Source organism: Lentisalinibacter salinarum (assembly GCF_040706555.1).
GTDB lineage: Bacteria > Pseudomonadota > Gammaproteobacteria > Steroidobacterales > Woeseiaceae > Lentisalinibacter > Lentisalinibacter salinarum.
On record NZ_JAPDRH010000002.1, the window covers coordinates 953,688 to 970,873 of the forward strand.

16 protein-coding genes are annotated in these 17,186 nt (G+C 66.2%); 6 read left to right on the plus strand and 10 right to left on the minus strand.

Annotated elements, in window-relative coordinates:
- Positions 1–42 precede the first annotated feature (42 nt).
- The 3 genes from djlA (at position 43) to ypfJ (ending at position 4,365) form a co-directional block, all read left to right on the plus strand.
- Positions 43–816, plus strand: coding sequence for a co-chaperone DjlA (gene djlA / locus ACJMKZ_RS07410; protein ID WP_405232549.1), 774 nt, complete (start codon positions 43–45; stop codon positions 814–816).
- A gap of 214 nt (positions 817–1,030) precedes the next feature.
- The gene (locus ACJMKZ_RS07415; RefSeq protein WP_405232550.1) at positions 1,031–3,388 is read left to right on the plus strand and encodes a DUF6351 family protein; all 2,358 of its coding nucleotides are present in this window, start codon (positions 1,031–1,033) and stop codon (positions 3,386–3,388) included.
- A 92-nt stretch (positions 3,389–3,480) separates the two neighbouring features.
- Positions 3,481–4,365, plus strand: coding sequence for a KPN_02809 family neutral zinc metallopeptidase (ypfJ, locus tag ACJMKZ_RS07420; RefSeq protein ID WP_405232551.1), 885 nt, complete (start codon positions 3,481–3,483; stop codon positions 4,363–4,365).
- Between the two features lie 72 nt (positions 4,366–4,437).
- Here ypfJ and ACJMKZ_RS07425 read toward each other — a convergent pair whose 3' ends face one another.
- Positions 4,438–4,866, minus strand: coding sequence for an OsmC family protein (locus tag ACJMKZ_RS07425; RefSeq protein ID WP_405232552.1), 429 nt, complete (start codon positions 4,864–4,866; stop codon positions 4,438–4,440).
- Positions 4,867–5,169: 303 nt separating this feature from the next.
- On the opposite strand from ACJMKZ_RS07425, the gene ACJMKZ_RS07430 reads away from it, so the two are divergent.
- A complete protein-coding gene (locus ACJMKZ_RS07430) occupies positions 5,170–7,338 on the plus strand; it encodes a patatin-like phospholipase family protein (protein WP_405232553.1) in 2,169 nt (722 codons plus the stop codon).
- Positions 7,339–7,406: 68 nt separating this feature from the next.
- Here the strand turns inward: ACJMKZ_RS07430 and ACJMKZ_RS07435 are convergent, their stop codons facing one another.
- On the minus strand, positions 7,407–7,580 hold the full coding sequence (locus ACJMKZ_RS07435; RefSeq protein ID WP_405232554.1) for a hypothetical protein: 174 nt from the start codon (positions 7,578–7,580) through the stop codon (positions 7,407–7,409).
- A complete protein-coding gene (locus ACJMKZ_RS07440; RefSeq protein WP_405232555.1) occupies positions 7,577–8,443 on the minus strand; it encodes a mechanosensitive ion channel family protein in 867 nt (288 codons plus the stop codon). The genes ACJMKZ_RS07435 and ACJMKZ_RS07440 overlap by 4 nt, the downstream gene beginning before the upstream one ends.
- Before the next feature lie 57 nt (positions 8,444–8,500).
- Here ACJMKZ_RS07440 and ACJMKZ_RS07445 point away from each other — a divergent pair, with 57 nt between their 5' ends.
- On the plus strand, positions 8,501–8,887 hold the full coding sequence (locus ACJMKZ_RS07445; RefSeq protein ID WP_405232556.1) for a hypothetical protein: 387 nt from the start codon (positions 8,501–8,503) through the stop codon (positions 8,885–8,887).
- 104 nt (positions 8,888–8,991) lie between these two features.
- On the opposite strand, the gene ACJMKZ_RS07450 is transcribed toward ACJMKZ_RS07445, so the two are convergent.
- Entirely contained in the window at positions 8,992–9,873 is an 882-nt protein-coding gene (locus ACJMKZ_RS07450; RefSeq protein ID WP_405232557.1) for an amino acid ABC transporter substrate-binding protein, read from the minus strand.
- A 167-nt stretch (positions 9,874–10,040) separates the two neighbouring features.
- On the opposite strand from ACJMKZ_RS07450, the gene ACJMKZ_RS07455 reads away from it, so the two are divergent.
- A complete protein-coding gene (locus ACJMKZ_RS07455) occupies positions 10,041–10,412 on the plus strand; it encodes a DUF427 domain-containing protein (protein ID WP_405232558.1) in 372 nt (123 codons plus the stop codon).
- A gap of 156 nt (positions 10,413–10,568) precedes the next feature.
- On the opposite strand, the gene ACJMKZ_RS07460 is transcribed toward ACJMKZ_RS07455, so the two are convergent.
- The 6 genes from ACJMKZ_RS07460 to ACJMKZ_RS07485 all read right to left on the minus strand — a co-directional run bounded on the left by ACJMKZ_RS07460 (position 10,569) and on the right by ACJMKZ_RS07485 (position 17,159).
- Entirely contained in the window at positions 10,569–10,772 is a 204-nt protein-coding gene (locus ACJMKZ_RS07460; RefSeq protein WP_405227234.1) for a cold-shock protein, read from the minus strand.
- Positions 10,773–11,021: 249 nt separating this feature from the next.
- Positions 11,022–11,450 carry a universal stress protein gene (locus ACJMKZ_RS07465; RefSeq protein WP_405232559.1) on the minus strand — a complete coding sequence of 143 codons (429 nt, stop codon included), beginning with the start codon at positions 11,448–11,450 and terminating at the stop codon, positions 11,022–11,024.
- Positions 11,450–13,120 (minus strand): BCCT family transporter, encoded by a 1,671-nt coding sequence (locus ACJMKZ_RS07470; RefSeq protein ID WP_405232560.1) that lies wholly within the window; start codon positions 13,118–13,120, stop codon positions 11,450–11,452. Before ACJMKZ_RS07470 ends, ACJMKZ_RS07465 begins: the two co-directional genes overlap by 1 nt.
- A gap of 118 nt (positions 13,121–13,238) precedes the next feature.
- Positions 13,239–14,537 (minus strand): MFS transporter, encoded by a 1,299-nt coding sequence (locus tag ACJMKZ_RS07475; RefSeq protein ID WP_405232561.1) that lies wholly within the window; start codon positions 14,535–14,537, stop codon positions 13,239–13,241.
- Positions 14,538–14,626: 89 nt separating this feature from the next.
- Positions 14,627–16,150 (minus strand): MFS transporter, encoded by a 1,524-nt coding sequence (locus tag ACJMKZ_RS07480; RefSeq protein ID WP_405232562.1) that lies wholly within the window; start codon positions 16,148–16,150, stop codon positions 14,627–14,629.
- 460 nt (positions 16,151–16,610) lie between these two features.
- A complete protein-coding gene (locus ACJMKZ_RS07485) occupies positions 16,611–17,159 on the minus strand; it encodes a DUF4124 domain-containing protein (RefSeq protein WP_405232563.1) in 549 nt (182 codons plus the stop codon).
- Positions 17,160–17,186 lie beyond the last annotated feature (27 nt).

Below are 17,186 nucleotides of genomic sequence, written 5' to 3' on the forward strand. Positions count from 1 at the left end.
TGAAGCCCCTCCTGCCAGGCGCGGCGTTGGTAAACTGGGCGTATGTTGTTCGTCATCATCGGTACTCTGCTAGGCGGGCTCTTCGGCGGCCTGAAAGGGCTCCTGATCGGCGCCGCGCTCGGCTGGCTGGCCGGGCGCGCTATCCAGCGCTGGCTGATCGGCCAGCTGAGCGTCGTGCAGTCGCAGCTGCTGGACTCCACGTTTTCGGTGATGGGTGCGCTGTGCAAGACCGACGGCGTGGTCACCCGCGAGGAAATCAACGCCGCCGAACGGATCTTCGACATGCTGCAGCTCGGCGCCGAACAGCGCCGCGACGCCAAGGCCGCCTTCAACCGGGGCAAGGAGCCGGACTTCGACCTGGACGCGGCGGTGGACGCCTTCGCGCAGCTGAGCCGGCGCCAGGGGCCGCTGATCCAGCTCTTCCTGCAGCTGCAGGTAATGGCGGTGGCGGCCGACGGCAAGGTGGACCCCGCCGAGCACGACATGCTGGTACGGGTGGCGCGGCGGCTCGGCGTGGGCGAGGGCGCCGTCGCACAGCTCGAGGCCCTGCTGCGCACCGCATCGGCGGGCCCGTCGGGCGCACCCGGTGGGCCGCCCGCCGGCAAACGGCTGGAGGATGCCTATGCGGCGCTGGGAATCTCGAAAGATGCCGGCGACGCGGAGGTGAAGCGTGCCTACCGCAAGCTCATCAGCGAGAACCACCCCGACAAGCTGGCCGCCCGCGGGCTGCCCGAGAGCATGCGCGCGGTGGCCGAGGAACGCTCGCGCGAGATCAACGCCGCCTACGACCTCATCAAGGATTCAAGAGGCATGTAGGAGGGGCTGGTAGGAGGGGCTTTAGCCCCGATTCATTACCGGATTCATTACCCGATACGTTGTTCAATCGGGCCTGAAGGCCCTCCTACGTGCATTAAGTCAAATGCAGGCGGAAGCTCAAGTCTTGCATCTGATACGGCCGTCTGCGATTTTGGGCCTGTCACTTGTAGAACGAAACCGACCGCCTGGTCGGTATAAGAAGAGGGGGAGAAGCATGAAGAGCGATAAGCGATTCAGCCGGGCGGCGCGTGCGTCCCTGGCGCTATTTGCGTGCCTCGCGATGTTGCCGGGACAAGCGGTACTCGCCAAGGCCGACAAGGGGAACCGCGGCGTCCCGAACGGGGAACGTCCGCAATTCGCGGTCAGCGTGGGTTCCAGCGCTGCGGATCAGGTAACCGGCGGCGACGCCCGCATTCATATCGATGTCCCGCGCACCGTGCCGCCACATCAGGTCAGGGTCATGGTGAACGGGCAGAATCAGGCGGACCGGTTCGAGCTGCTGCCGGGTACGCGCACGCTGTCGGGCGTTATCGACGGGCTCGCGCTCGGCGACAACGAAGTCATCGTGAAACCGAACGGGAAAGGACGCGGCCGCCCGGATGACGCAAGCCTGACGCTGACCAACCACCCCATCACCGGCCCGGTGTTCTCCGGACCGCACCAGGATCCGTTCGTGTGCACGGTCCACGATCACGATCTCGGTCAGGCCATCCCGGACAACACGAGCGAGGGTTTCCCGGTCTTCGAAAACGGGTTCGACGACGGCCCGGTCATCGGCTTCAGCAAGGACTGCAGCGCGGAGACGCTGGTCACCTACGTCTACCGCTCGACCAGCGGCGGCTTCCGACCGTACACGCCCGGCGACCCGCGGCCTGCGGACATGGCGACCACCACCACGATGGACGGCAAGACCGTCGACTATTTCGTGCGCTGGGAGCGCGGCACGATCAACCGCTTCATCTACAGCATCGCCATGCTGACGCCGTTCAACGACGACCCCGATGGTCTGGATACCTCGTCCTGGAACGGCAAACTCATCTACTATTTCCAGGGTGGCGTCGCCATCGGCCACACCCAGGGCGACCCGAGCGGCAGCCGCATGCTGTATGACTACGGCCTGTCCCAGGGTTACGCCATCGCCTACTCCACCGGCACAAAAACCGGCACCCACTACAACCTGCAGCTCGGCGGCGAGACGGCGCTGATGGTGAAGGAACGCTTCGTCGAACTCTACGACACGCCGGTCTACACGGTCGGCGTGGGCGGCTCCGGCGGCGGCATCCAGCAGTATGTCTACGGCCAGAACCACAAGGGCCTGCTCGATGCGGCCATCCCGCAGCTGTCCTACCCGGACATGGTCACCCAGGCCATCCACGTGGGCGACTGCGAGCTGATTGAGTTCTACATGGACGCCATCTCGCCGAACCCCCTCTGGGACACCTGGTCCAACCGGACGCTCATCGAGGGCATGAACGCGGAGGACGATCTGTTCAACGTGTTCACTCAGTCCAATGGTCTTTCCGAGTGCGTGAACGGCTGGCGGGGACTCTCGCCGCTGGTGCTGAACCCGCTGTTCGGCCGCGCCGACTTCCAGGAGTACTACGAGCCCCAGTCGGCCATCGCGGATATCCAGTGGACCCACTTCGGCGACCTCGTGAACATCTACGGGACGCGTGACGACGGCTATGCCCGCAACTTCTGGGACAACGTCGGCGTGCAGTACGGCCTCCAGGCCGTGGCCAACGGCGACATCTCGCCGCAGGAATTCCTGACGATCAACTCCGTGATCGGCGGATGGAAGACCGAGCCCGAGATGCAACAGGAGACCTTCCCGTTCCTCGGCCCGTTCTCTCCGGAGCTGTACGACCCCTGGAGCGCCAAGAACCAGGTGTACAGCGTCGATCCCGCGAACCCGGCGCCGCGCAAGGAAGGCGATCTGCTCGCGATGCAGCGAGCCTACGAGGCCGGTCTGGTCTTCCTGGGCGATCACGAGATCCCGACGATCGACTGGCGCCCGTACCAGGAGCCGATCCTCGACATGCATAACTCGCATCAGTCGTTCGCGGCCCGTCAGCGCATGATCGACGGGCAGGGCTCGGCGGATAACCAGGTGATCTGGATGACCGATATCGGCCCGGATGGTCCCGAGTTCGACCAGACACCGGAGGCGTTCCAGGTCATGGACCAGTGGATGACCAACCTGCTGGAGAATCCGCATCTCGGCGTCGCCGGTGCCAAGCCGCCTCTGGCGGTGGATCGCTGTTTCAACAAGGACGGCACCGAGTACGCCGCGGGCGACGACGTCTGGGACGGCATCCTGAACGGCAAACCGGAAGGCGCGTGCGCCGAGCGCTTCCCGCCCTACTCCACCTCCCGCATCGTCGCCGGCGGCCCGTTCAAGGGCAGCATCTTCAAGTGCGAGTTGCAGCCGGTGGAGACGGCCATCGACAAGGGTCTGTACGGCGTCTGGGATCCGGCGCCCGAGGAAGTGGAGGCGCTGAAGCGCATCTTCCCGGACGGCGTGTGCGACTTCGACAAACCGGACGCAGGACTGCCGGGGAGCATGCGCTAACGAAGCTGTAGGAGGGGCTTCAGCCCCGATCCGCTAGACAATCGGGCCTGAAGGCCCTCCTACATTTCGGCCGCTGAGGCTACACTTCGGTCATGAAGTGGAAAGGCTATCGGCGCAGTACCAACGTCACCGACGCCCGCGGGCGGCGGATGGCGGGCGGCCGCGGGATCGGCGGTCTCGGGACGATCGTCAACCTGGTCCTGCGCACGTTCGGGCTGAAGGGGCTGATCGTCGTCGCCGTCGCCGGCGTCATCGCCTGGCAGGCGGGTCTGATCGATCCCGCCATGCTCACGGGCTCGGGCGGCGGGCAGATGCAGGAGGTGGCCTACCAGGCCTCGGCGGAAGAAGAAGAGCTGTTCGACTTCGTCAATGTCACCCTGGCGATGACGGAGGACATCTGGAGTCGGGAGTTCCAGCGCATCGGCCGCACCTACCAGCCGCCCGAACTCGTTATCTACCGCGACCGCCATCCCACCGCCTGCGGCGTCGGCGACGCCCGCATGGGGCCGTTCTACTGTCCGGCCGACCGTAAGATCTATATCGACCTGGGCTTCTACGACGACCTCGCCCGCCAGTTCGACGCGCCGGGGGACTTCGCCCAGGCCTACGTCATCGCGCACGAGGTCGGCCATCACGTGCAGAACCTGCTCGGCATCTCGCAGAAGGTGGCGCAGCGACGCGGCCAGCCCGACTACAACCAGTGGTCGGTGCGGCTGGAACTGCAGGCCGACTTCCTCGCCGGCGTGTGGGCGCGGCACAACCAGCGCTATCTCGACCGCGGCGACATCGACGAGGCCATGCGCGCCGCGAACCGCATCGGCGACGACGCCATCCAGCAGCGCACTCGCGGCCGTGTGACGCCCCACGCCTTCACCCACGGCACCTCGGAGCAGCGCATGCGCTGGTTCGACCGGGGGTATGCGAGCGGCCGCATCGAGGACGGCGACACCTTCGGGGTGCCCTACGCAGAACTGTAGGAGGGGCTGTAGGAGGGGCTTTAGCCCCGATGCATTAGACAATCGGGCCTGAAGGCCCTCCTACGGGGCCTCCTACGTTTCTACCAGGCGGCTTTCCATGGTGATCTCGACGTCGAGGGCCTTGGAGACCGGGCATCCCTGCTTGGCCTTTTCGGCGGCTTCCCGGAAGTCGTCTTCGCCGGCGCCGGGAACCTTCGCCTTGACGTCAAGGTGCACGCTCGTAATGGCGAAACCGTCGTCGACCTGCTCCAGGCTGACGGCGGCGCGGGTATCGATGAGTTCGGGGGTGTAGCCGGCCTCGCCGAGAATCATGGACAGCGCCATCGAGAAGCAGCCGGCGTGAGCCGCGCCGATCAACTCTTCCGGGTTCGTACCTTTAGCATCCTCGAATCGCGTGCCGAACGAATAGGGCGTGGTAGCGAGTACGCCGCTAGCAGTCGTCAGCGTGCCTTCGCCATCGCGAAGACCGCCTTTCCAGTTCGCACTTGCCTTTCGTTGCATGAGTCGCTCCTTGGTTGAGGATTTGCTCCGTCCCTTGATCAGGGTAACACCCGACCCGAATGAAACTGTAGGAGGGGCTCGTAGGAAGGGCTGTAGGAGGGGCTTTAGCCCCGATGCATTAGACAATCGGGCCTGAAGGCCCTCCTACGGTCTGCGCCGAGTGCGGATGGCAATCGCGGAAAGCTTCGGCCAAAGTTGACCGGTTTGGAGCACTCACACGGTCCGCTGGCGATGGAACACCGAGCCTCACACCGACACCGCGCATCCCGGCCGCCCCGCCGGATTGCGTGGCGTTCGCTCGCAGTGACCGCCCTGGCGGCTCTGCTCGCCTGCCACGACGCCCTGCCCCGTCCCACCGTCGGACTGGTGCTGAGCGGCGGCGGCGCCCGGGGCGGAGCCCACGTGGGCGTCATCCGGGTGCTGGAAGAGCTCAACATTCCGGTGGACTACGTTGCGGGCACCAGCATGGGTGCCGTGGTCGGCGGCCTGTACGCCTCCGGCATGAGCGCGGACGAACTGATCGAGGTCGTGGAGACCGCGGACTGGAACGTGCTGCTCACCGACCGTCCGCCCCGCTCGCAGCGCTCGTTCCGCCGCAAGTCCGACGACCTGGGCTTTCTGGTCGACTTCGATCTGGGCGTGGACCGGACCGGCCTGCTGCTGCCCGGCGGCTTGGTGCAGGGACAGAACCTCGACCTCGAGCTGCGCCGACTGACGCTGCCGGTGACCACGGTGGAGGATTTCGATGCGCTGCCGATCCCCTTCCGCGCGGTCGCCACCGACATCGCCACGGGCGAGATGGTGGTGTTCGACTCCGGCGACCTGGTCTCGGCCATGCACGCCAGCATGGCCGTGCCCGGCATCTTCCGGCCGGAACGCGAGGGTGGACGCCTGCTGGTGGACGGCGGCATCGCCAGCAACCTGCCCATCGAGGTCATGCGCGGGATGCAGCCGGACGTGATCATCGCGGTGGATCTGGGCTTCCCGCTGCAGCCCGAGTCCGAGCTCGGCTCGGCCCTGGCCATCACCCGCCAGATGCTCACCATCCTGATCAACAGCCGGGCCGAGGATCAGCTGCGCCTGCTGGAAGACGCTGATATCCATATCGAGCCGGAGCTCGGCACCCTCGGCGCCCAGGCCTTCGACCAGCTGGCGGAGGCCATGGAGATCGGCCGGCAGGCGGCGGCCGCGCAGGCGGACGAGCTGGCGCGGTTGTCGATCCCGGCAGCCGAGTACCGGGCATGGAAGGCACGGGTGGCGACGCGCCGGGGCGAGCCGCCGTCGATCGACCGGGTGCGGGTGAAGAACCGCTCCGGGCTGTCGCCGAAGGCCGTGGAAGCGAAGCTCGGCGATCTCACCGGCGGGCCGCTGGACGTCGATGCGCTGGAGAGTGACATCGCCGAGATCTACGCGCTGGATACCTTCGAGACGGTGACCTGGGACGTGCGCGAGGAAGGCGCGCTGACGACCTTGGAGATCGAGAGCACGGGCAAGAACTGGGGACCGAACTATCTGCGCTTCGGCCTGAACCTGGAGGACGACTTCGAGGGCGGCAGCAACTACAACGCCGCCGCCCGGCTGACGATGACGGAGCTCAACCCGCTGGGCGGCGAGTTCCGCACCGAGCTGCAGATCGGCGAGTCGCCCCGCCTGTTCGCCGAGTTCTTCCAGCCGCTGGACTATCGCTCGCGCTGGTTCGTGAACCCGCGGGTGGAGCTCAGGCGCACGGCGCGGGCCCTGTTCGACGAGGGTGCGCAGCTCGCGCGCCTCGACGCCAGCGAGGCCATCGTGGCGCTGGAAGGCGGGCGCCAGCTCGGCAACTGGGGCGAGCTGCGCATCGGCGTGTCGCGCTCGCGCAGCGACGAGTCCCTGCGCATCGGCGACCCCGGCCTCGAGGAAGGCGAAGGCGACCTCGGCCTGCTGATCGCCGAGTTCGCCTGGGACACCGTCGATCAGGTGGACATCCCCCGCCACGGCACGCTGATGGCGCTGGGCTGGAACGGTTCCCGGGAGAGCCTCGGCTCGGACGGCGAATTCGACGTGGCCAGCTTCTTCCTGCTGAAACCCTACACCTGGGGCCGCAACACGATCCTGAACTGGTGGAACCTGGACAGCACCGTGCGCGACGAGACCACGGGTGTACGGCCGTTCACGCTCGGCGGGCTGTTCAGTCTGTCCGGCTACGCCATCGACGAGCTGCGCGGCAAGCACCGTGGCATCGGCCGGCTGGTCTACTACCGCCGCCTCGGCGATGAGTCGCTGCCCGGCCTGGGCACGCCGGTCTACCTGGGCGCGTCGCTGGAAGCCGGCAACGTGTGGGAGAGCACCGACGAGGCGAGCTTCGCCAATACCCTCACCGCCGGCAGCGTCTTCGTGGTGCTGGATACGCTGCTGGGGCCGCTCTACCTCGGCTGGGGCATGGGCGAGGGAGATCGGCGGTCGGCGTACCTGTTCCTGGGCCAGACGTTCTGAGATGCAGGAGGGGATTTATCCCCGATTCATTAACCAATCGGGGCTAAAGCCCCTCCTACCAGGCCCGCCTACCCCTTCGTTCTCAGGAGTTCCCAGGTGGCCAGGGCCGCCAGGCCGCCGACGACGCCACTGAGATAGGGCGGCATGGCCGGCTCGAAGAGACGGGCCCAGACGAACCCGACGATCAGGCTCGCCGCGAACATCGCGACGAGGGCTATGAGCAGTCGTTGCCAGAGCTTCATGGATTGCCTCCGTGGATTTCGACGGGCGGCGCCGAGCGGATATCGACGGCCGTCGTGACGTCAGTGCTGAAGGTCATGCCCGCCTGGCGCAGCGCGCGCCAGCACGATGCCTTCACGTCGTTGGCCACCGCGACCAGGCCGCGGGCACTCGCGTTCAGATCCAGATAAAAGAATACCTCGTACACGATCCAGCCGCCGCCGAACTCCGCGATGGTGACGAAAGGTTCGGGTTCGGCGAGCACGTCGTCGACGCCTGCGGTGGTGCGCTCCAGCAAACCGATCACGCCCTCGGGCTCATCGTCGTAGGCGACGCCGACGGTGAAGCTCGGCCGCCGCAACCCGTCGCGGGTGTAGTTGTACAGGGGTTCGCGGAATATCTGGGCGCTGGGAACGAACACGTCGCAGGCGTCCGCCGTGCGGATATGGATGGAACGGATGTTGATGGAGCGTACGGTGCCGGTGAGATCGCCCGTCTTTATCAGATCACCGAGTTCGAACGGCCGGCTGAAGGTCAGGAACACGCCGGCCAGCAGATTCTCGCCGATCTCACGGAAGGCGAAGCCGAGCACGATGGCCAGGACACCGCCGGTGGCGAGCAGACTGGCGGCGACGCCGCTGAAGCCCATGACACCGAGGGCGAGCAGGAGTCCGGCGGAAACGATCACCAGGCTGACCACCCGGCGGATGAAGCGCTCGTTTGGCCGGAATCGCGGACTGCGGCTGATGAGCCGGGAGAGGAGATTGCCGACGATCCGCGCGGCGGCCATCGCGACGAGCAGCAGGATGACGGCGTACATCAGCCGCGGGAGGAAGACGAGGAAGGCTTCCCGGTCGGCGCGAAGACTCTCGAGTACGAAACTCATACGGGTGGACTATACTCCGTCGGGCCATAACAACCATAAACCCCAAGGGGAGCTACGATGAAGAGATTATTGACGCATGTGACGGTGGCGGGCGCTCTGACGTGCCTCGGCATGGCAGCTTACGCCGAGACCATCTTCGAGGAGGTGTGGACCTGCGAACTCGAGGAGGGCAAGACCGTCGAGGACGTGCAGGCGGCCAATTCGAAATGGCTGGCGATGGTCAGCAAGGAGATCGGCGAGGGCAAGATCCGCACCAGCGTCGTTCGTTCGATCGTCGGCAAAACGGATATGTTCCTGTTCGTCGACACCTATCCGGACCTGGCGACGTGGAGCGCCACCAAGGAGTTCCTCGGCAGCGAAGAGGGCGAGGCGGCGGACCAACTGTTCGAAGGCATCTCCGACTGCAGCGAAAACCGACTCTATCGCCGCGACTACACCGAATAGAGACAATGCAGGAGGGGCTTGTAGGAGGGACTTCAGCCCCGATTCATTCACCGATCGGGCCTGAAGGCCCTCCTACAAATCGGGCCTGAAGGCCCTCCTACATCTTATTCGCCTACGGCCTGGAACTGGTACATGGCCTCGACGATGGGCGAGAGCGGCTCGCCGTAGCGGCCGAACCAGTCCTGGTAGAGGCGCCTGATGCGGGCCGAGCGGTACAGCTCCGCGAGCGCCCGGTCGGCGGCCAGACGGAAGCGCGTGTCGCCCCGCGGGACCATCAGCGCATAGGGCTCGAACGACAGCACGCTGCGGGTCATCTCGTACTCGTTGCGGGCGTTCTCGTCGGTGAAGACCTGGCCGATCAGCATGGCGCGATCGGAGGCGAAGCCGTCCACCTCGCCGGCGTTCAGCAGCGCCATGCCCTCTCCGTGAGTCTCCACCATCGCCAGCTTCAGGCCGGTCTCGTTCACCTCCGCGAATTCGCGCAGCACGGCCTCGGTGGTGGTGTCCGGCATCACGGCGATCACCTTGTCGGCAAGATCGGCCGGGCTGCCGATGGGCGCGGCTTTGCGGGACAACACCGCGCTGCCGGTGATGAACGTCATCAGCGTGAAGTCGACGCGCTCGCGCCGGGACAGCGTGACGGTGGTGGCGCCGCATTCGATGTCGACGTCGCCCTGCTCCACGGCCTTCAGGCGGTCCTGCATGGAGACCAGCGGCACGAAGGTGAATTCCAGCTTCGCCAGGCCGAGCTCGCGCTGCAGCGTCCGGCCGATGTGGCGGCACAGCTCGATGGAATAGCCGGCGGGTTTGTCGTCCGCGTCGGTGAAGGAAAGCGGCGGCGAGCCGGTGGCATAGCCGATGCGGAATTCTCCGGTTTCGGCAACCCGGTCGAGGACGCCGTCCGCGGCATCGGCCGGCGGCGCGGAGAACAACCCCGCCGCGGCGACCAGAACCATTGTCCCTGCCACTTTCGAGAATGCCGTCATCCCGCGTGCTCCTGATCCGCCCCTGGATGCAAACGAGTCTCCCAATTAGCAACCACGGTGTCTAGCTCACGGCGTCCGGCCCGCGGTGTCCGGCGCGCAGGCGTGGGGTATGCTGGAACGGACACGAACCGGTATTGTGGATCAGGTGGATCACCATGGGGGCCGCCATGGATAGGAACACATTGGGACCGTCGCCGGGCGCGGAGCGCGCGCCGGACCATCGCGTCGAGATCAGCCAGGCCCCCGGCCGCTGGAAGGTGGCGGTGGACGGCGTGCGGGTGGCCGACAGCACGGGCGTGCTGGCGCTGGACGAAACCGGCTACGACCGGGCGCTGTATTTCCCGCCGGAGGATGTGGCCGTGGACAAGCTGGCGGCCAGCGATACGCGGACCACCTGCCCGTTCAAAGGCGAGGCACGCTACTACGCGGTGGACGGGGAGGATGTGGCCTGGTACTACCCGGCCGTGTACGACGAGGTGGCGCCGATTGCGGGGTACGTCGCCTTCTACCCCCGCCGCACCGAGATAGAAGAAATGTAGGAGGGGATTTATCCCCGATTTTTCGATGGATCGGGGATAAAGCCCCTCCTACAAGATCCACAACGAAAAACGGCCCCGTGAGGGGCCGTTTCCGGATCTAGGTGTCGGGCCTGAAGGCCACATCGGGCCTGAAGGCCCTCCTACATCTTGGTGGCGTTACGCCGCCTGCAGGTTGCCGGCCGCGGTCTTGCCGCGCTCGGTGACCAGCTCGAAGTTCACGCGCTGGCCTTCGGACAGCGTGTCCATGCCTGCAGCGTGAACCGCGGTGACGTGCACGAACACGTCCTTAGAGCCGTCTTCCGGCTGGATGAATCCAAAACCCTTGGCGGGGTCAAACCATTTCACAGTACCTGTAGCCATTCTGGCCTCCAATAACAGTAGTGCCGCACGCAAATCGGGTGCGGTGACGAACAATCCGGTCGCAATGGGTAGTCTCAAGAAGCCGTCCGAGGACCGGACGGGTAGTCGTAAGGCAGGCCAGAACTCTTGGATCGCCCCGGCATGATGGGGCATGCGCGAGTTAAACGCAAGCGATATCCATCATGTAGGAGGGTCTCGTAGGAGGGGCTTTAGCCCCGATTCACTATTCAATCGGGCCTGAAGGCCCTCCTACCCTCGTACAACGAATACCGACAGATCCGTGTGGGAGGCCAGGAAGCCGGCGTTGGAGTGGAACACGTATTCCCGGAAGCCGGGCACGTGGGAGGCCATCACCACCAGGTCGACGCCGAGCTCGTGGAACTGGCGGTCCAGCGCCTTGTCCAGGTCGGCGACCGGATCGCCGATGACCTCGGTCCGCGCATCCACGGCCACGCCGGACCCCTCCGCCAGCTCGGCGGCGAATGCCTCCAGCTTCGCGCGGAACTCCTTCGGATTGTGGGCCGCCTCCCCCGGCGCGGGCCCCGTGACCGCCACCAGAGTGATTCGCGCGCCGTAGCACTTCGCCAGCTCAGTCGCGCTGGTGAGCGCCTTGCCGAGTTTCTCGCGGTGCGCCAGGTCCACCGGCACGCCGATGTGCCGATACAGCTTATCCGCCATCAGGCCTTCTCCCCCTCCGCCGGCTCCGTCTCGGCTTCTGCCTCTGTCTCTGCCAGGGCCTGAGCCTCCAGCAGTTTCACCTCCGCCGCGAGGCCCTTGTACAGACTCACCGACATCAGCAGGATCACGATGCCGAACGGGAATCCCGTGGCCAGCGCCAGGGCCTGCAGCGACGACAGCCCGCCGCCCTCCATGAGCGCGATGCCGATCAGCCCGAGGAACACGCACCAGAACACGCGCTGGGCGATGGGCGCGTCGATCTTGCCGCCGGCCGTCATCGTATCCACCACCAGCGCACCCGAGTCCATCGACGTCACGAAGAAGATCAGCACCAGCAGGATGCCGATGCCCGAGGTCAGCGTCGCGAGCGGGTATTCCGCCAGGAACAGGAACAGCGACAACTCCGGCTGGAAGTTCCTGACCGTGTCGACGACGCCCTCGTAGCCCTGCAGGAAGTACTGGTCCATGGCGGCGTTGCCGAAGACCGTCATCCAGACGATGAAGATGAAGGACGGCGCGAGGATGGACACCAGCAGGAACTCGCGCACCGTGCGGCCCGACGAGATGCGGGCGATGAACATGCCGACGAAGGGCGAGAACGCGATCCACCACGACCAGTAGAACGTGGTCCAGTCGTGCATGTAGTACATGTCCTCGCGGCCCACCCAGTTTGACAGCGCCGGCATGTAGCGGAAATAGGCGAGAGTGTTGTCGACGATGGCGCCCAGGCTATCCAGCGTCGGGCCGACCAGCAGCACGAACAGCCCGAGCACGGCGGCCATCGCCATGTTGCTCTCGGACAGGACCTTGATTCCCCCGTCCAGGCCGCGCAGCACCGAGATGAGCGCCATGATGGTGATGACCACGATGATGGTGAGCTTCACCACGTGGCCCTCGGAGATGCCGAACAGATACGCGAGCCCGCCGGCGGACTGCTCGGCGCCGTAGCCGAGCGAGGTGGCCAGCCCGAACAGGGTGGCGAACACGGCGAGCACATCGATGATGTGGCCGGGCCAGCCCCACACGCGCTCGCCGAAGATGGGGTACATGGCCGAGCGCACGATCAGCGGCAGGCCCTTGTTGTACGCGAAGAAGGCGAGCGCGAGCCCGACGATGCCGTAGACGGCCCACGGGTGGATGGCCCAGTGGAACACCGTGGCGGCCATCGCGAGTTCCCGCCGCGCGTCCTCGCTGAGCCCCTCCAGGCCGAGCGGCGGCGTGAGCAGATGATTCATCGGCTCCAGCACCGCGTAGAACATGATGCCGATGCCGATGCCGGCGGCGAACAGCATCGACACCCAGGAGACGTAGGAGTACATGGGCTCGGCGTCCGGCCCGCCGATGCGCACCTTGCCCACCGGCAGCACGATGAGCGCGATGCAGAACAGCACGAAGAAATTGCCCGCGGCCATGAAGAACCAGTCGAATCGGGTCGTCAGCCACGGGCGGAGGTCGCCGAACCAGTGCTTCGCCAGTTCCGGGAAGGACAGCGTGAAGACCACAAAGACGATCACCGAGACGGCGGAGATGGCGAAGACCGGATTATGGAAATCGAGGCCGAAGGGCTGGACGTTGTCCTGCCCAACCTCGAAGTCGGATACGTATTCGTCGACGATTTCCTCGACGAGTTCGTCGCCGGCCTCGTGACCGGAGTCGGTGCTCTGCTGCAAAGTTCCGTGACCTTTACGCAGCCTGGGTCGCGCGGGAGTCCGCTACACCGTCCCTCGACGTCACACGGGCATTATGTTCTCCGGCGCGACCTGACGCGCTGATTGGGATGACACCATTCTAGGCGCCTCCGGCGCGGGATTCCAAACGGGGGCCCGGCCGGCGTGGATGCAGGCGGCGGAAAAGCGTGTAGCTGGCGGCCAGCCCGATGGCGGCGAAGGCCGCGAGGAACAGGAAGTAGTGCCGGTGGCCGGCAAGGCCGGGCGAGGCGTCCAGCAGCAACCCGCCGACGACACCCACGAAGATATCCGGCGTGAAGCCGATCACCGAGACCAGGCCCACGGCGGTGCCCGTCAGCGCGTCCGGCACCTTCGCCTCTTCGAACAACGCGAAGTACAGGGCGCGCAGGCCGAACATGGCCGCCGAGGCGGCCAGCACGTTGCCGAGCAGCACCCAGGTCGCGCCGGCCACGGCCGAATCGAAACCGAGGAAAAGGTACGAGGCCAGCAGCATCACGAAACATGCGACGGTCATGCGGGCGACGCCGTAACGGTCGCCGAGGAAGCCTGCGGCGACGGCGGCCACCGGCCGCATCCAGGCACCGATGGCGGCGATGCGGGCGGCGTCCACGTCGCTCATGCCGTAGACCTCCACCGCATAGAGGGAGTAGTTGTCGAAACCCTTGTAGGCGACGTAGGCGCACACCACGATCAGCGCCTGCAGCCAGACGGCGGGCATGGCCAGCACGCGCGCGATGTGATGACCGAGGCCCTCCTCCGCCGGCCGCCAGCGTTCGAGGTCCGGCTCCTCGGACGGATGCCCGTCCCGGATGACGAACCAGACGAACACGCCGGCCAGCGCAGTGACCAGTGTGTAGCCGTGGATCACCGTGACGAGGGCAGCCTTGCGCTCCTCGAAGGTGACGGCGCCCGTGCCTTCGGGGAATACCAGGCCGAAGAAGGCGACCGCGACGGAAGCCAGCGCCGCGGCGAGCAACCCGCGGCCGCCGTCCAGCAGGCCGTAGGCGCGGCCCTGCTCGTCGCTGCCGCCCCAGTCCCTCGTCGCCCGGATCAGCGCCGCCCAGAAGAACAGGATGGTGGTGACGCCGAAGAAGCCCCACAGCACGAGCGCCCCCGTGTAATCGGGGATGGTCGCCATGTAGAGGCCGCCGGCCGCTGTCGACCAGAGCGAGAACGCGAGCAGCTTGCGGGCGGGGAAGCGGTCGGCCAGCGGCCCGCCGGGGAAATAGGCCAGCATCGCGAGGATGCCGTACACGCCCTGCGCCGCGCCGAGCTCGGTGTTGGTGAGCTGGAAGACGTCGAGCACCGCCGGCCGGAAGAATCGCGCGATATGGAACGGCAGCGCGAACACGGCCTCGCCGGCGAGGATGAGACCGAACATGTAGAGGAAGCGATGCATCAATTCTATGTAGGAGGGCCTTCAGGCCCGATTGGGTAACGAATCGGGGCTAAAGCCCCTCCTACAAAGCCCCTCCCACAAATCCCCTCCTACATCGCCAGGCGGTAGGTCCAGCGGCCGTACACGTACAGCCCGAAACCCGAGATCAGCCCCACTGCGCCCATGAGGTACCAGACCGCGCCGATGTTGTAGGCCGCATACAGCTGATCGGTCATGGCCTGGGCGCTCTGCCCGCTCACCGCCACCAGCTTCTGGAAGGCCTCGCCGATGGGCACGGCCTGCACGTCGGCGGCGCTGAGCCCGTAGTCCTGTACCAGCACCTCCCGGGAGATCTGCTCTTTCGAGGAGAACCTGCCGTACAGCGTGGGGCCGATGTAACTCTCCAGCGACCAGCCCACGCCGATGGGCAGCTGGGAGAAGCCGAGGTACATCGCCTTCTTGTCCCGTGGCGCGATGTTGCCGAGGTACTCGCTGGACTTCGGGCTGGAGAGCATCTCGCCCAGGGAGAAGATGACGATGCCGCCGACGATCACCCAGGCGGCGTTGAAGCCGCCGAACAGCAGCATGGCCGACGAGGCGAAGAACGTGCCCAGCGCCATCGAGTTCGCGGCTCGCAGCCGCGCGCTCCAGCCGGCCACCAGGAAGCAGGTGAACATGATCAGCATGGCGTTAATGTTCACCACGCCCTCGGGCATCATGCGCGTGCCTTCCTGGTTCAGGCCGAAGAAGAAGATCACGGCCTTCGAGTCGGTGCCGTCCGGGCCGAACACGTCCGTGACCAGGCGGCTGGTGTCCACCCAGTCGCGGAAGTACAGCGGCCCCACGTCCCAGAGGATGTAGAGCATGAACCAGAAGCCGCAGAACAGCACGATGTACCAGACGAGCACCGGGTTCGAGAGCTCCTTCAGGCTCTCGCGCCACAGGGACTTCTCGGTGAGCTCGCCGCTCCGGATCTTCGCGCGGTGAGCGAGCCGCTCTTCCTTGTCCGGCTCCCTGTAGGTGAGCAGCAGGAGGAAGTTCAGCGAGATGATGGCGGCGCACACGTAGAACACGTTCTCCCAGGCCAGCTGGCGGAGCTGGGCGGCGATGATGGGGCCGAGGAAGCCGCCGATGTTCACCGTCTGGTAGAACACGCCCCAGGCCACCGAGCTGTTCTTGCGGCTCGTCGCCTTCACAATGGTGCCCTGGATGCCGGGCTTGAAGATGCCGGTGCCGAAAGCGAGCACGACCGCGCCGGCCAGGAAGCCCCAGAACGTGGGCACCATCGCCATGATCAGGTAGCCGGCGATCTTGAATACCGTGGAGGCGAAGATCGTCTCCTTGTAGCCGACGCGATCGGAGATGCCGCCGGTGAACACCGGCACGAAGGTCTGGGTGACGGCCCAGACGAAGAAGATGATGCCGAGGTCCGATTCGAGCAGGCCGAGCCCGCCGCGGGACTGAGCGTCGGTGGCGTAGAGGCTGGAGACCTGGCGCACGCCGTAGTAGGCGAGGCGCTCGATCATCTCCATGCCGCCGCAGATCCAGAAGACGTAACCCAGGCTGCCGAGTGCGGCGAAAGTCCCGAGCTGTCTGACGTCCCGGACGGTGGTGCTGTGGTCCTGGCTGCTCATGCGTCCCCCGGCGGATGGTCCCGAAGGCACGGGATGCTACACGGGAACGCCCCCACAGGCATGTAGGAGGGCCTTCAGGCCCGACGCGGCTTTCTATCGTCGTTGGCCCCTCATCGGGTGGGCAAGGGTCGCGGGGACGCTCAGTCGGACGTCCTGTCCTCCTTCGCTTCGGCCGGGCCTCCTTCCCGCCGTCCTGGCTCCAGTCGGCCCGGACGACCCCGCAACCCTTGCCCACCCGCTGACGGGCCCGTAGCCGAGAGGTCTGGCACCAGTCAGCAGGCGTCACTGACTGGCGGATCCTCTCGGCGACCGCGAGGCGGCCGTCGTGCGGGGGTATCCATCGCCGCGACCTTTTGTCGGGAGCAAGATGGATACCCCCGCAGGGCGGCCAGGAGAGAAGGAATCGGGCCTGAAGGCCCTCCCACAGCAGGGTCGGGCCTGAAGGCCCTCCTACATGGGATCAGGGGACTGCCAGCGAGCGGGTCTGCTCGACGCGCTGCCAGTGGCGGGTGGAGTTGATGCTGTAGGCCGGCGGTTCGCGCCAGAGGCCGAGTTCGTCCAGTTGCCGGAACTGGTCACGGCGGACCTTGGGGCCGGGCCGGAACGGCGGGCGGGGATGCGCCACCGGGTAGTAGTAGCCGTCGCGGCCATAGCGCCAGCCGTAGCGGCCTTCCCGGCGACCATGGGGCTCGTATGCGAGGCGCTCCTCGGCTGACCGGCGCGCCTCGCGCCTCGCTTCCTGTTCCTTTTCCCGCTCCTCTGCGAGTGCGGTCCACTCGGCGTGGATGCGCTCGGCCTGGTTCATCACGGAGTACTCATACTCGTCAGGGTCGTAGTCGTCGGGGGTGGACGTGGTGACTTCGCGGGTCTCGACCGGGACGGTCGCGTCGGCCGGCGGCGTCTGGCTGTAATGGGCGACGCCGTCCTCATCCACCCAGTGGTAGATCTGGCCGGCGTGGGCGAGGCCGGTGATCAGAAGCAGCGTGGCGATGAGGTGAAACCGGTGCATGGCTTATTAGACATTGTAGGAGGGGAT

Bases quoted from the DNA above. Each gene is read 5' to 3' on its own strand.
- djlA (WP_405232549.1), top strand. From the start codon at position 43: ATGTTGTTCGTCATCATCGGTACTCTGCTAGGCGGGCTCTTCGGCGGC.
- ACJMKZ_RS07415 (WP_405232550.1), top strand. From the start codon at position 1,031: ATGAAGAGCGATAAGCGATTCAGCCGGGCGGCGCGTGCGTCCCTGGCG.
- ypfJ (WP_405232551.1), top strand. From the start codon at position 3,481: ATGAAGTGGAAAGGCTATCGGCGCAGTACCAACGTCACCGACGCCCGC.
- ACJMKZ_RS07425 (WP_405232552.1), bottom strand. From the start codon at position 4,866: ATGCAACGAAAGGCAAGTGCGAACTGGAAAGGCGGTCTTCGCGATGGC.
- ACJMKZ_RS07435 (WP_405232554.1), bottom strand. From the start codon at position 7,580: ATGAAGCTCTGGCAACGACTGCTCATAGCCCTCGTCGCGATGTTCGCG.
- ACJMKZ_RS07440 (WP_405232555.1), bottom strand. From the start codon at position 8,443: ATGAGTTTCGTACTCGAGAGTCTTCGCGCCGACCGGGAAGCCTTCCTC.
- ACJMKZ_RS07445 (WP_405232556.1), top strand. From the start codon at position 8,501: ATGAAGAGATTATTGACGCATGTGACGGTGGCGGGCGCTCTGACGTGC.
- ACJMKZ_RS07450 (WP_405232557.1), bottom strand. From the start codon at position 9,873: ATGACGGCATTCTCGAAAGTGGCAGGGACAATGGTTCTGGTCGCCGCG.
- ACJMKZ_RS07455 (WP_405232558.1), top strand. From the start codon at position 10,041: ATGGATAGGAACACATTGGGACCGTCGCCGGGCGCGGAGCGCGCGCCG.
- ACJMKZ_RS07460 (WP_405227234.1), bottom strand. From the start codon at position 10,772: ATGGCTACAGGTACTGTGAAATGGTTTGACCCCGCCAAGGGTTTTGGA.
- ACJMKZ_RS07465 (WP_405232559.1), bottom strand. From the start codon at position 11,450: ATGGCGGATAAGCTGTATCGGCACATCGGCGTGCCGGTGGACCTGGCG.
- ACJMKZ_RS07475 (WP_405232561.1), bottom strand. From the start codon at position 14,537: ATGCATCGCTTCCTCTACATGTTCGGTCTCATCCTCGCCGGCGAGGCC.
- ACJMKZ_RS07480 (WP_405232562.1), bottom strand. From the start codon at position 16,150: ATGAGCAGCCAGGACCACAGCACCACCGTCCGGGACGTCAGACAGCTC.
- ACJMKZ_RS07485 (WP_405232563.1), bottom strand. From the start codon at position 17,159: ATGCACCGGTTTCACCTCATCGCCACGCTGCTTCTGATCACCGGCCTC.